The sequence below is a fragment of the Flagellimonas aequoris genome, assembly GCF_003584165.1.
Taxonomy (GTDB): domain Bacteria; phylum Bacteroidota; class Bacteroidia; order Flavobacteriales; family Flavobacteriaceae; genus Flagellimonas; species Flagellimonas aequoris.
Genome location: NZ_QXFJ01000023.1, coordinates 40,224 through 53,238 on the forward strand (window position 1 = coordinate 40,224; position 13,015 = coordinate 53,238).

Below are 13,015 nucleotides of genomic sequence, written 5' to 3' on the forward strand. Positions count from 1 at the left end.
GGATAGCGTTAAATGGGTTTTGCAAAAATGGGGAACTTGATAAAAAAGCATTTTAAATGGAGAACGATATGGGAGTCATCGCAACGAACAACCGGGAATTGAACTTGTACTATAATGCCAATAGCAGTATCGGCATGCAAACCTTGGCCTTTGTTCAGGCCTCCAAGAAAAAAGTATTGGCCGTGGATTTGTCCAAGACCAAGGTCACGGGAACCCAATGGGCCGAACTGGCCGATCTTTTGGATATCCCTATCAAAGACCTGATCAATACGGAACACCCAGATTTCATCAAACTATATGGCAAAGACAATGACCTGGAAGGTGATGACGATTGGATCAAGGTGTTGCAAAAAAATCCAAGTGTGGTCACCCAACCCATACTGGTCAATGGCAACAAGGCCATGCAGGTGAACACCCCTTCCGATGTCATGGTTTTTCTTGATGCGGAAAGCTAAACTCAAAACCTGCTTCGTAGATACACTACGCAACACCGAAAAATATGTCGCAACCCAAAAAAGTAAAAATAGCACTATGGACGCTAGTGGCCTTATTAGCCATTGGGGTCACGGCCCAGCTCTGGTTTACCCATAGGGTAAAAGCACTATTATCTGAAGAACTCCCTTCCCACATCCATCTTTCTTATGAACGATTGACCACCAATGTACTTTTGGGGAAAATCGGCCTACAAAAAGTTACTTTTCAGGATAGCACCACATCTTTGGACCTAAAAGCACAAACGGTTACGCTCTCCGGGTTGAAATATCTCCCCCTGCTTCAAAAAGGAGCTATTGCCATTTCGGACCTGACCGTGGAATCGCCTCAAGTCACTTATCAAAAGAAAAAACTGGAAAACGATTCTCTTTCTACTAAGCGGAATCAAGGGGAGCCAAAAAATATCAACATCCAAAACTTTCGCATCCAAAACGGACAATTGAAACTGCTTCAACACGATTCCGATAGCACCTTGGTACAACTTGAAGGAGTATCTGTACTGGTAACCGATATTACCCATAACACAGAAACCGCTTCCCTACCCTTGCCCTTCACCTTTGGTGCCTATGAAATTGAAACACAAAAAGGGTACTATGATTTGGGTCCTTTGGAAGATCTGCAATGGCAATCCGCAAAACTTGACACTTCGGAAGGAAGCATTCAAAAATTGGAATTGCACACCAAATACAGTCGAGAGGAACTCTCCAAAAAACTTACCGTGGAGCACGATCATTACGATTTGGTCATCGACTCCGTCCTGTTAAAAAAACCCGATTTTGGCTTGACGGACCACCTGCCCAAATTCCATCTGGAAGCTCTGGAACTCCACCACCCCATTTTTGAGGTGTATCGGGATAAGCTGTTGCCGGACGACACCACCCATAAAAAATTGTACAACCAAGCGTTGCGCGACCTTGATTTTGATTTGCTCGTGAACACTATCCACATTTCCGAAGGAATGGTCGCCTACGAAGAACGGCTGGAGGCCGACGTAGAACCTGAAAGTCTTCGGTTTACGGATATTTCGGCCACCATCCGCAACCTGCATAGCAAAGGCAGTGGCATGGTATCGGTGGCCGCCCAATCCCAATTGATGGGCGACGGGCAACTGACCTTGGATTGGTCCTTCGACCCGCAGAGCCAGAGCAACGACTTTTTGGCCTCTGGTTCGCTGAAACAGTTCCGAACCGAAAACATCAGTCCGTTTTTGCGAACCAACCTAGGTGCCGAGGTCAAGGGCACCATCGATCAAATGTATTTTACCATCAGTGGTAATGAAACGGAATCACAGGGCGATATGAAAATGGCCTATGACCAATTTGAGTTCGTGGTACTGAAAAAGGACAAATTGGGCGTGAACAAACTGCTCACCGCCATCGTGAACATTTTTGCCAAGGAAAGTTCCAAGGCCGATGGCGACGGGTTCAGACACGGGGATTTCAAAGTAAAACGACAACCCGACAAATCATTCTTCAACTACCTGTGGCTAAACGTAAAGAACGGGTTAGTGGACACCATGACGGGCAAGGGAAAACAACGTAAAAAATAACCATGGCGAAACAAAGGAAAAAAATATACAAGCGCAAACGGTATGTACTGCCCACGATTTTGATCGTGTTGCTCATCGCGTTCCGCTTGGTGCTGCCTTATATCGTAAAAAACTATGTGAACAAAGTTTTGGCCGACATTCCCGGCTATTATGGCCATGTGGAGGACATTGACTTGTCGTTGATCACGGGGTCGTATACCATAGACCACCTGTACCTGAACAAGGTGAACGCCGGTTCCCAAATTCCTTTTCTCGATTTTGAAAAAACGGACATTTCCGTGGAATGGAGTTCCCTGTTGAAGGGCAAGGTGGTGAGCGAGATCAACATGACCCGCCCCACCGTCATCTATGTCTTCGAGGACCAACAAAAAGAAGGCGAGGATGATGCCGATATTGACGATTGGACCAAGGCTTTGACGGACCTGGTGCCTATTGACATCAACAAATTGGAAATCCATGGCGGCAAAATGGCCTTTGTGCAGCTTTCGGCCGATCCCAACATAGACCTACATCTCGAAAAAATTGAACTGTATGCCACTAACCTTCGCAACGTGGTGCGCAAAGAGGCCAAACTGCCCAGCAACCTGTCTGCGGATGCGATCAGTATTGGTGGGGGCAACCTGCATTTGGAGGGCCAGATGGACCTTGTAAAGCAAATTCCCGATATGGACCTTGCCCTTTCCTTGGAAAATGCGAATGTTACCGCCCTGAACGATTTTACCGACCACTATGCGGGACTCGATTTTGATAAGGGCACCTTTAACCTGTACAGCGAACTCGCCATTGCCGATGGCTACCTGAAAGGCTACCTCAAACCCATTTTAAAGGACACCAAGCTCATTGGCAAGGAAGATGCCTTTTTGGAAACGCTCTGGGAAGGGTTTGTGGGCTTTTTAAAGTTTGTGTTGAAGAACCATAAGGAAAACACCCTCGCTACCAAAGTCCCCATTGAGGGCAACCTAAATGATGTAAAGACCAAGACCTGGCCCACGGTGACCAACATCTTTAAAAATGCCTGGATCAAGGCGTTCAAAGGGATCGTGGACAATGACATCGAGTTTGAGAAAGTGCAGGAAACCGCCAAGGAAAAAAATTCCAAGGACAAAAAGGGTTAAGGGTTTATTGGGTAAAGGGTTTTGGGTTGAAGGGGTAAAGGTTTTTGGGTATAGGGTTAAAGGTTTCTGACTTCTGTCTTCTGAATTCCGACCTCTGACTTCTGACTTCTGATTATTGTTTATTGGTCATTGCTAATTGTCAATTGATTATTGTTCATTGTAGAAAAACGCTAGTTTTTAATCTCCAACCAATGCAGTTACATCAAGATTGTTTAATTTGCAACTCAACCTCCTTATAATTTACCAACACAGATTTCAAACCTATGGCCCAACGTCATGGGATTAACCCCTTTGTCTGTCTGTCAAAACCCATTTAAAGGTTAAAAACGGACTGGCCCTCCAACGTCAAATATGTGAAAGCCAATACAGACATTAAAAAGTCTTGGACGAGTGAATCGAAAATCGAAAGAGTAGATACATAACTCATTTGAAAAAAATAGAACAATGAATCTTAGACCTATATTAATAATTGCACTTGCATCCTTATTGCTTATTAACTCCTGTTCCCCTGAAGATGAAACCAACCTTCAAAAGAATATGAGTATCAGTCTAAAATTTGAAAGTTTGGATACAAATTTGAAAAGCACCAATTCCGTTAAAACCTATTCCTTAAAAATTATATCGTTATCTCCTCTCGTCATTGAATCAAACGAATTGGAGGTTATTGAAGTTACAAATGCCTTGACAGGAAATGTATCTTCTGTAATTGTGGAAAGGAAAGTCCAAAAAAGCAAGACAGGTCCACTATCAAACAAGGAACAGGGATGCACCAGCAGTATATCGAACGGTTATTGGTACGATGGCAACGATTGTTTTATGTACGGAACCATTGTTACGGACAATAATTGTAATCAACTATTCATCCCGGCTGATGAAACCACACAAATTTTAATGAACGATTGTGGTTGGAGTGATGTAGCTTAACCGATACTACTATGAAAAAAAATCACCTTATCCTGTCCCTTAGTCTATTGTTCCTTTTTGGATGCTTTTCCTGTAAAACATCCAGACAAAAGGAGTTTAACTCAATTGAGATGCCTGCCTATGAAAATGGCACCCAAAATGAAGTTTTGAGAAAGATCATGAATTCTCCAAACCCAAGCGAACTTTATACGTTATGGGTAAATGAAAAAGAATATCCCATCGCACATCTAAAAAAGATTCTGGACACCTTGGACCCAAACTATACCATCCAAATTAAAACGGACAGTACCTTGAACAAGAAATTGCTATTCTTGAAGAGTCCTTAAAGATGCATTTTTATACCTAGCGGTTGGTTCTCTTTAAGCATAGCTTTTTTATAGCAAACCTTTTAAGGTCCAAATCAATTTGCAGAAAATCCCTAGTTTTTTTACGGTTTTCCGTAAGGCCAATTGTTTGGGAATTAGTAATTTGAACAGCATAATCCCGCCCCTTTTTATTACAGCTTAAGTACCCATTGCATATGGTTTCGTATACTAACCCATTAGGTGATGAGAAACGTTGTTGCAATCATTTTATTTCTGATGTCCACTTCCTTGTTTGGCCAACAGACCGATACCATTGGGGAGTACTTTCTACAGCCCATTGAAGTACAAAAAGATGACAACCTATGGAAACTGGCGGAAAGACACTACCATGACGGGCGGCAATACTCCAAATTCTGGACAGTTTCCAAAACCAAGGGACTTACGAATAACCCGGACAGCATTTACCCGGGTATGGTGCTCTACAAACTCGCCAAAAGAACCCGGTTGCCCAGTTATCATGAGAAGAAATTTATTAATATCAACACTTTATTTCAAGAACAAAACATTAGCCTTGATTCGATTTCTGAAAAATTAAACAATCTTAAAGTTGAGATGAAGGGCTTGACATGTTGTATTGGAAACACATCAGATCCGAACAAATTTTTGGAATATTTCATTTCTTTTATTATTGGAGTGGCATCTTCGTTGTTCGCTACAATGATAGCACGCAAAATATGGCCTGAAAAACCATTAAAACAAGTGGTTTTCACTTTTTCATTTTCAGCGATTGCATTTTTGTTAACCTTTTCAATTCTAGATTCAGCTAGTGGTAGGGTCGGCCTATTGGGCCCTTCTGCTTCAATAATTCTTGCCACGGCTCTCTTTTTACTATTAATCTATACAGCGTATCGGTTTTTAAACTCGCTAAAAAAGGCTGAAGAAAAAGCTGAAGAGCAATCTAAAATCCCAAAAATCCATAATATTCATGAAGTTGTTCAAGATTTTTATCATTCAATCTTTGATTGGGTTCAAAAAGATAAAGAATCAAAAGGAGATAATTGGAATGGACGTGATAGATTGGAATACTGGATTGGTTTTTGGAAAATGTATGGAGAAGACCATCTTAGTATTTTGGTTGAGATATTGACAACAAGTAGCATAAAAGTTAAGGATAAGATTGTCGAAGATATAATTGAAGAAATAAAAGCAGTACTAATCAAACATCAAAGAAACTAACTATTTTTCATTACAGTTTTCCGTAAGGTCAATTGTTTGGGAATTAGTAATTTGTGGATACTTTCCCCTTTTGCTTAACATAGAATGGCAAATACATCGATACCAACCAGCTTTTGCTTTATAGTGATGTGATTTTTGCATATATAACTAAAATTTGGGCAATTAATACAAATCAATATGAAAGAAAAGGAAACCAATTATTTTGTTAGGTCATTAATAGTACTGCTATGTCTTGGGATTTCGTTTCTTATAGCGTATAAGTTTTTCTATACTTGCCCAAAAGGTGAAATTTCAGGAGGATTAATTACATTAATAATATTTTTATTGGTGTTAGTTTTAGCCGAATCATTTGACAATTTTTCCGTAGGTAAACTTGTTTCCATCAAAAGAGAAATAGCTCAAAAAGTTCAAGAAAACGAAAAATTAGAAAAGAAAAATGAAGAACTTCTGAAGCAGATTTTTCATATTTCAAATAATCTAAAACAATCAACTACAAGTGTATTTGGAGATTACTACTCTGAAAAAAAGAAAGGGAATCAAAATAAGGATATCGATGAAAATGTAGTTCAGGAATTGTTAGATGCGATAGGGAATTCTATCGTAATAACTGAAATGGAAAATAATATAAAAGCAGATTTGGATGCCAGAAACCTTCCATACGACACTCCAACCGACACCATCTTGATTAGACATTTGGCTGGGACACAATTAGCATTAAATTTAGAAACTATCCATAATTCCATTTTTGGAAGTCAAATAATTCTTTTAAAGAATCTAAATAGAAATGCACCTAATGGCTTGACCGAAAAAGAAATTAGTGAGTATATTTCTAAAGTCTTCCAACAATTTCCTAGCTCATTCACTGATTGGGATGAGCAAAAATATTTGAACTATCTATATGGAACTTCTTTAATAACTCAAAAAGAAGACAAAACGATACACATAACCAACAAAGGACTTGATTATCTTTCATGGATTGTGAGATATGGTAAAAGAGAAGATAACTCTTTCTAAAAACAGTACAAATAATTATATGTCCCCGCTATCATAGTCTTATAATAACTTAACCAATTTAACAGGAATGGGATTTCATATCATCAACATAGAGAATGGCCGCTTAAAGCATGATTTTGTAGTTTCTTTTGAAGAGTTATCATATATTGATTTTATCACTGAGGATTCTGTAATCTATCAAGGTGAGGAGCATTGGAAACCATTCAAAATTTCGGAGTCCGAAAAATACTGTCATTTTGCAAAAGGTTGGTATAGAGCAGGGATACGAGCTCAAGAACTTTTTAAAGAGCAAGCCATGGCCTTTGGGTTAATTTTGGAGGAATTAAATCAAGATCAAAAAAGCTTCAAATTATATACTAGTAATGCCAAAAAAGTATCCATAAAAAGAGGTGATTTCCTTGTTAGGAATTATGCGAATATTGAAATTGACGTTAAATGTAGAGGATTCAGAAGATATAACGGAGAAATATGTTTTGACTTCAAATGTGAAGACGCCGATAAGCATTTTAACATGCAGACCTTTACAAAAACCCCAATATTAATTGCTGTGTATGAAAATGTAAACAGCAAACCTAGAGATACTGATGTGTACTTCTTTTCAATAAATGACCTAAAAAACAGTCAACTTGAAACTCATCATCGAAGTGATGTTGGAGAGTGTTATCGAATCCCTCTAAGTTTCACAACAAAAGGATTTGGATTTATTGAAGAAACCTTCGCTAAGCATACAGGTGTCAGGGAGAAATCATACACATTAGAAGAAAAAAGAATTGATCATCCCAATGCCTATCTAAAATGGACAGAGCAAGATGATGAAAAACTCGAAATTTTATATTGTGAAGGAAAGACAATAAGGGAACTGAGCGAACACTTTGGTCGCAACAATGGAGCAATAAGGTCAAGAATTGATAAGTTGGAACTGAAAGAAAAATATGATGGCTGATTATCCCAAAAGTCATTGATTTTCCTATCGTCTCAATCATCATGTCCATCCGCGATGTCATTTCGAACCGACCGAAGGGAGCGTGAGAAATCTAACCTGAAGAATGAGATTTCTCAATCGTCACTACGTTCCTCATATCGAAATGACACAGAACCCAAATTGTCATTTTGAACCCTTGTCCCGAACTGTTAAAAAAAACCTAAAGCCTGACCATTCCGTAACAACCCCATCCTAAAACCGTCTTGTAGGCAATCATCAAAAAACGTACAAATGAAAAAAGCCTACGCCATCGTAGCCCTGACCTTGTATTTTCTTTCCGCATGTTCCAAAAGCGACGACCCTTCAGACCCCAACGATACCTACCTACAGATTCCAGACCCGGCATTTGAAACCATTTTGGTGGAACAGGGTATAGACACGGATGGTGTGGTGAACCAACAAATGCTACGCACCGATGCCCAATACGTCAGCCATTTGGACCTTAGCTCTTCGGGCAGTTTTGACGACATCAGCGATTTGACCGGTATTGAGGGTTTCACCGACCTTACCTATCTGTCCGCCGGTGGGCATCAATTAACGGATATCGATTTAAGTGCAAATACCCAATTGGACACCCTGTACCTGCAGGCCAATTATTTGACCAACATTGACCTGGGCAAGAACCCCCATCTTCTGTTGGTGAACTTGGAATCCAATGAACTGGAATCCATGGATGGGTTGTCCAACGCCACCAAATTGAAAAAGCTGTTCCTGTCCTTTAATTACATGGAAGAACTGTATCTGGACAATGCTTCTTTGGAACTATTGCATATGGGGCAAAACGTGTTGAAATCCATCGATATCCGTGGAGCGGTGAACCTCAAGAACCTTTTTATAATCAGCAATGACCTCACCGCTGTTGACCTGAGTAGTAACGTGTTGTTGGAAACGGTATTGCTTTCGGACAATGCACTCCAAACGGTTGACTTTGTACATAACAGCAAGCTTACGCATCTGTATATTTCAAGTAATGCGCTAAACAGTCTGGATGTGAGCAATAACCTAGAATTGGTGGATCTGCGAGCAGACCGTAATCCGACGTTAAGCTGCATCAAAATTGCAGCAGGGCAGGAAATCCTCACCGTATCAAAATCGGATTACCAAGAATTGAACACCGTTTGCCAGTAAAACTGAAATGTACTAAAACACCTTCCCCACTGCCTCAATGGTCCTATCCAAATCCGCATAGCTGAGCGCATCGTTTAAAAAGTAGCTTTCAAAGGCGGAGGGCGGTAAGTACACCCCGTTGTCCAGCATCCCGTGGAAATATTTTTTAAAGGTATCGTTGTTGCCTTTGGCCGCACTGGCAAAATCCACCACCGGTTCATCCGTAAAGTGTACGGAGATCATACTGCCAAAACGGTTGATCTGATGGGCCACCCCTTTTTCGGTCAAGGTTTCCGCAATGCCCTTGTGCAAATAGGCCGTTTTGTCCGCCAAACTGGTAAACACTTCGGGGTGGTTGTTCAGTTCGGTGAGCATGGCGAGTCCGGCACTCATGGCCAAGGGGTTCCCGCTCAAGGTCCCTGCTTGGTACACGGGTCCATCAGGCGCCAAGTGCGACATGATCTCGGCACGGGCCGCAAACGCCCCAACAGGCAGTCCGCCTCCGATCACCTTTCCGAACATCACAATATCGGCATCAATGCCCAAGGCTTCCTGTGCGCCACCTTTTCCCAATCGAAAACCGGTCATCACCTCATCGAACAACAACAAAATACCTTCTTGGGTACACAGTGCCCGCAAGTCGGCCATAAACCCTTCTTGGGGAATAATGCAGCCCATATTGCCCGGTACGGGTTCCAAAATAATGGCCGCAATCTCACCTTTATTGGCTTCCACCAACGCTTTTACACTCTCCAGATCGTTAAAATTGGCCAGCAAAGTATCCTTGGCCGTACCCTGCGTTACCCCAGGGCTGTTGGGACTACCAAAGGTAACGGCCCCACTTCCCGCCTGAATCAAAAACGAATCGGAATGACCGTGGTAGCACCCCGCAAACTTGATGATCTTGTCCTTATCCGTGTACCCGCGCGCAAGGCGCACCGCACTCATACAGGCTTCGGTACCACTGTTCACAAAGCGAATTTTGTCAATGTTCGGCACCATGGAAACCGCCAGTTGGGCCAGTTCGGTCTCAATTTCGGTGGGCATCCCGAAAGAAGTTCCTTTTTTGGCCTTTTCAATCACGGCATTGATCACAGGTTCGTATGCATGACCCAAGATCAGCGGCCCCCATGAGGCAATGTAGTCGATAAGTTGGTTGCCATCCACATCATAGAGGTAGGCGCCTTTGGCCTCCTTCACAAAAATGGGGTCGCCCCCTACCGCTTTAAACGCCCGAACGGGTGAGTTAACGCCTCCTGGAATGTATTTTTTGGCCTCTGCGAACAAGGCGCTGCTTCGTTGGTAGATCATATCGTATTCTGTCATTCCTGTGAAAACAGGAATCTATTTTAATGCATTTTCAATGTGTCATTCCCGCGCTTCGTCATGCTCAGCATAAACTCCAGCAGGAATCTTTTTTATGTTTATGGATTCCGCATCGCGCTTCGACTTCGCTCAGCATCCGTGCGGAATGACAAATCGAGGACAAAGGTACATATCCTACCCATTTCATGGAAACGGATTTTGACTACAATCATCGTCATGCCGAACTTGTTTCGGTATCCCATCAAAAGCTGTAAAAAAAGCTAGTGAGAACCTGAAACGAGTTCAGGTTGACGCGGTAAATATTAGTTAGAGATGTTTCCTGAGCGGAGTCGAAGGAGCATGAAAAATAAATTGGATGTCATTCCTGTGAAAACAGGAATCCATCATGAACTTGTGGATTCCGCATCGTGCTTCGACTACGCTCAGTGTCCCATAGTTTTACATAGAAGTATAGTGAGATCCTTCACTCCGCTCAGGATGACCATTTTGAGATTACTGAGCCCTTCGGATGTTGAGTACCTGCCCAATGGAGATGATGTTATCGTTCAGGTTATTGAGGCGTTTGATCTCGTCCACCGAAATGTCATATTTTCTGGAGATGGCATACAGCGTTTCGCCCTTTTCCACCGTATGGGTCACCGCTTCTTGCACCTCAGGCATTTCATCTGTTGAGGGTTGACGCACGGTTTCCATAGGAGTTTCCACCACGACTTCGTCATATTGGTGCAAGTTGTACCGTTCGATCAAAGCGATCAACTTTTGGGGATATTGCTTATCCGTGGCATAGCCAGCCTGCCGGAGTCCATGGGCCCATTTTTTATAATCGTCCCGTCGGTAATCGAACAAAAAGGCATAACGGGAACGCGAAGTCAAGAATAGACTGTGATCCCGGAACGAAAACATGGGGTGATTGTATTTACGGAAACACTCGCCTTTGGCATCATCATCATGAAAATCGAATTCCCCTTCCCAACCTGTATGGCATTTGATCCCAAAGTGGTTGTTGGTTTTCAAGGTAAGCTCCCCACGACCGGAACCGCTTTCCAAAATCCCCTGCGCCAAGGTGATACTCGCAGGGATGCCAAAAGCACGCATTTCGTATTGGGCAATCTCTGCAAAGGTCTTGATGTATTCTTCAGTACTGGAAATCGGGAATTTTTCAAACCTACCCGGGTCCTCAGGCATGGGATACAATGCTGAACCTTCGGCACTACCGTTTGGGATGGCCGTGGGTTGTTTGGTCTCCGTCCTGCTCACTACGGGAGCGCCATTTCGGTGGGTGGATCTTCTTTTTTTGGCCCCACAACTTGAGAGCAGCAGTACTACCAAAAGTGCAAATCCGATTCGTTTGATCATACGTCCAATAAGGGTAAATTCTTCTTTTTCAATACCAGGTTCATACCCTGTATGCCCTGTAATCCACCGGTATGAATGGCCAAGATTTGGGTATTTCGGGGGAAAACTTCCTGGTTTACAAGGTCAAAAATACCAAAAAGCATCTTTCCTGTGTAAATTGGATCTAAAGGAATTCCAGTTTTGTTTTTAAAGTCGTTGATAAAATGGATGAGTTCCCCCGTCACTTTTGCGTATCCTCCAAAATGATAATCGGTCACCAATTGCCAACGATCATTGCACGCGAAGCGGCTAATGGACCCGTTTAAAAAATCTCCTTTCAATGCCGTAAAACCCAGTACCTTCTGATGCTTTTGGGAAGCATTGATGAGTCCGGCCACAGTGCCACCTGTACCCACAGCACTGCAGATAACATCAAATTCAGCATCGGATTCCGTTAAGATTTCAGTACAACCCTTTATGGCCAAATCGTTGGTTCCGCCTTCGGGCAGGGGGTAAAAATCCCCGAATGTTTTTTTTAAGGATTGAAGGAAAGACTCCTCTTCCTTTTGACGATAATCCTCCCTCGACACAAAATGAAATCGCATTCCTTGATCATGAGCTAAGGCCAAGGTGGGATTATGTTGCCATTGATCTTGTAATTCTTCCCCCCGTATAACCCCAATGGTTTTAAAACCAAATTCCTTACCTGCGCAGGCCACCGCTCCAATGTGGTTGGAAAAGGCCCCACCAAAAGTAAGCAAGGTGGAATGGCCTTTTTTTTTGGCTTCCTCTAGATTGTATTTGAGTTTGCGGTATTTGTTCCCGGAAATCAACGGATGGATGGTATCTTCCCGTTTGATGTACAAGGTCACGCCCTTTTCTTTCAAAAGGGGATGGTCAATATGCTGATTGGGGATGTTCAATCCAAAGAATTAACGCGTCAGGTATTGTAAAAAACCAAAGGTTTTCCGTTTGGAAAGATACTGCATATCCTTTTCATGGGCATAGGCCTCACGCTCAAAGCTGATGTTCTGGTACGCTCGATAACTGTCCAGATACAGCAACGTACGCAGCAACCATTCCGAAATGTAAAGGATGTAAAAAGGCAAGATCAGCAGTTCGCGCTGTTGACGCAGATGGATGCGCTCATGGTTGATGAGCACCTCATCGGTCTTCAGGGAATCCTCCTTCAAGATGATGAACGGCCAAAGGGAAAGGCCCACATAATTTTTATAGAAGACATGTTTAAAAACGAGTATCACCTGAAATGTATCAATGCTTTCCTACAAATATAAAGGCATAGGTTCCAGAAAATAAGACCATCCCGATAATAATAGTAACAATTTCGGTGAATAACCTTGTTTTCAAAATCTTAAAACCTTGGTTGCTTTGATCGGAAAGCCGTAACTTTCAGTAACGATAGGGTAATTTCATACATGAAAGAGCATATTCCCTTGGAAGAGGGCGATTTTTACTTTTCGGAAGAGGGATATAGGGTTTTTACGGAGCAGTACCTTCTAAAAAGGGGTTATTGTTGCGAAAGTGGTTGCAGGCACTGCCCGTATGGGTATAATCCTAAAACCAATTCGAGGTCGTAAATGCCTCATTCGGCATAATATTTGTGCATGTT

The 13,015-nt window shown here is 42.3% G+C and carries 14 protein-coding genes; 10 read left to right on the forward strand and 4 right to left on the reverse strand.

Features of this window, described 5'->3' with window-relative positions; all coding sequences use genetic code 11:
* Positions 1-56: 56 nt before the first annotated feature.
* From D2U88_RS08930 to D2U88_RS08970, 9 genes are all read left to right on the forward strand, one after another.
* On the forward strand, positions 57-455 hold the full coding sequence (locus D2U88_RS08930) for an arsenate reductase family protein (RefSeq protein ID WP_235855761.1): 399 nt from the start codon (positions 57-59) through the stop codon (positions 453-455).
* Positions 456-499: 44 nt separating this feature from the next.
* Positions 500-2,041, forward strand: coding sequence for an AsmA family protein (locus D2U88_RS08935; protein ID WP_119640010.1), 1,542 nt, complete (start codon positions 500-502; stop codon positions 2,039-2,041).
* A gap of 2 nt (positions 2,042-2,043) precedes the next feature.
* Positions 2,044-3,156: a DUF748 domain-containing protein gene (locus D2U88_RS08940; protein WP_119640011.1), complete on the forward strand. Its 1,113-nt coding sequence runs from the start codon at positions 2,044-2,046 to the stop codon at positions 3,154-3,156.
* A gap of 444 nt (positions 3,157-3,600) precedes the next feature.
* Positions 3,601-4,080 carry a hypothetical protein gene (locus tag D2U88_RS08945; RefSeq protein ID WP_119640012.1) on the forward strand — a complete coding sequence of 160 codons (480 nt, stop codon included), beginning with the start codon at positions 3,601-3,603 and terminating at the stop codon, positions 4,078-4,080.
* A gap of 11 nt (positions 4,081-4,091) precedes the next feature.
* A complete protein-coding gene (locus D2U88_RS08950; RefSeq protein WP_147378573.1) occupies positions 4,092-4,406 on the forward strand; it encodes a hypothetical protein in 315 nt (104 codons plus the stop codon).
* Positions 4,407-4,628: 222 nt separating this feature from the next.
* A complete protein-coding gene (locus D2U88_RS08955) occupies positions 4,629-5,621 on the forward strand; it encodes a LysM peptidoglycan-binding domain-containing protein (RefSeq protein WP_119640014.1) in 993 nt (330 codons plus the stop codon).
* A 177-nt stretch (positions 5,622-5,798) separates the two neighbouring features.
* Positions 5,799-6,635 (forward strand): hypothetical protein, encoded by an 837-nt coding sequence (locus D2U88_RS08960; RefSeq protein ID WP_119640015.1) that lies wholly within the window; start codon positions 5,799-5,801, stop codon positions 6,633-6,635.
* A 67-nt stretch (positions 6,636-6,702) separates the two neighbouring features.
* On the forward strand, positions 6,703-7,578 hold the full coding sequence (locus tag D2U88_RS08965) for a hypothetical protein (protein ID WP_119640016.1): 876 nt from the start codon (positions 6,703-6,705) through the stop codon (positions 7,576-7,578).
* A 270-nt stretch (positions 7,579-7,848) separates the two neighbouring features.
* On the forward strand, positions 7,849-8,745 hold the full coding sequence (locus D2U88_RS08970) for a leucine-rich repeat domain-containing protein (protein ID WP_119640017.1): 897 nt from the start codon (positions 7,849-7,851) through the stop codon (positions 8,743-8,745).
* A gap of 12 nt (positions 8,746-8,757) precedes the next feature.
* Here D2U88_RS08970 and hemL read toward each other — a convergent pair whose 3' ends face one another.
* The 4 genes from hemL to D2U88_RS08990 all read right to left on the reverse strand — a co-directional run bounded on the left by hemL (position 8,758) and on the right by D2U88_RS08990 (position 12,647).
* A complete protein-coding gene (gene hemL, locus D2U88_RS08975; RefSeq protein WP_119640634.1) occupies positions 8,758-10,035 on the reverse strand; it encodes a glutamate-1-semialdehyde 2,1-aminomutase in 1,278 nt (425 codons plus the stop codon).
* Positions 10,036-10,542: 507 nt separating this feature from the next.
* Positions 10,543-11,406, reverse strand: coding sequence for a glucosaminidase domain-containing protein (locus D2U88_RS08980; protein WP_119640018.1), 864 nt, complete (start codon positions 11,404-11,406; stop codon positions 10,543-10,545).
* Positions 11,403-12,308, reverse strand: coding sequence for a 1-aminocyclopropane-1-carboxylate deaminase/D-cysteine desulfhydrase (locus D2U88_RS08985; RefSeq protein ID WP_119640019.1), 906 nt, complete (start codon positions 12,306-12,308; stop codon positions 11,403-11,405). Before D2U88_RS08985 ends, D2U88_RS08980 begins: the two co-directional genes overlap by 4 nt.
* A 9-nt stretch (positions 12,309-12,317) precedes the next feature.
* Positions 12,318-12,647 carry a hypothetical protein gene (locus tag D2U88_RS08990; RefSeq protein ID WP_119640020.1) on the reverse strand — a complete coding sequence of 110 codons (330 nt, stop codon included), beginning with the start codon at positions 12,645-12,647 and terminating at the stop codon, positions 12,318-12,320.
* A gap of 174 nt (positions 12,648-12,821) precedes the next feature.
* Here D2U88_RS08990 and D2U88_RS19520 point away from each other — a divergent pair, with 174 nt between their 5' ends.
* Positions 12,822-12,983, forward strand: a complete 162-nt coding sequence (locus D2U88_RS19520) for a DUF5522 domain-containing protein (protein ID WP_182859164.1) — start codon at positions 12,822-12,824, stop codon at positions 12,981-12,983.
* Positions 12,984-13,015 lie beyond the last annotated feature (32 nt).

Excerpts from the sequence above, each read along its gene's own strand:
- D2U88_RS08930 (WP_235855761.1), top strand. The coding sequence starts at position 57 with ATGGAGAACGATATGGGAGTCATCGCAACGAACAACCGGGAATTGAAC.
- D2U88_RS08935 (WP_119640010.1), top strand. The coding sequence starts at position 500 with ATGTCGCAACCCAAAAAAGTAAAAATAGCACTATGGACGCTAGTGGCC.
- D2U88_RS08940 (WP_119640011.1), top strand. The coding sequence starts at position 2,044 with ATGGCGAAACAAAGGAAAAAAATATACAAGCGCAAACGGTATGTACTG.
- D2U88_RS08945 (WP_119640012.1), top strand. The coding sequence starts at position 3,601 with ATGAATCTTAGACCTATATTAATAATTGCACTTGCATCCTTATTGCTT.
- D2U88_RS08950 (WP_147378573.1), top strand. The coding sequence starts at position 4,092 with ATGAAAAAAAATCACCTTATCCTGTCCCTTAGTCTATTGTTCCTTTTT.
- D2U88_RS08955 (WP_119640014.1), top strand. The coding sequence starts at position 4,629 with ATGAGAAACGTTGTTGCAATCATTTTATTTCTGATGTCCACTTCCTTG.
- D2U88_RS08960 (WP_119640015.1), top strand. The coding sequence starts at position 5,799 with ATGAAAGAAAAGGAAACCAATTATTTTGTTAGGTCATTAATAGTACTG.
- D2U88_RS08965 (WP_119640016.1), top strand. The coding sequence starts at position 6,703 with ATGGGATTTCATATCATCAACATAGAGAATGGCCGCTTAAAGCATGAT.
- D2U88_RS08970 (WP_119640017.1), top strand. The coding sequence starts at position 7,849 with ATGAAAAAAGCCTACGCCATCGTAGCCCTGACCTTGTATTTTCTTTCC.
- hemL (WP_119640634.1), bottom strand. The coding sequence starts at position 10,035 with ATGATCTACCAACGAAGCAGCGCCTTGTTCGCAGAGGCCAAAAAATAC.
- D2U88_RS08980 (WP_119640018.1), bottom strand. The coding sequence starts at position 11,406 with ATGATCAAACGAATCGGATTTGCACTTTTGGTAGTACTGCTGCTCTCA.
- D2U88_RS19520 (WP_182859164.1), top strand. The coding sequence starts at position 12,822 with ATGAAAGAGCATATTCCCTTGGAAGAGGGCGATTTTTACTTTTCGGAA.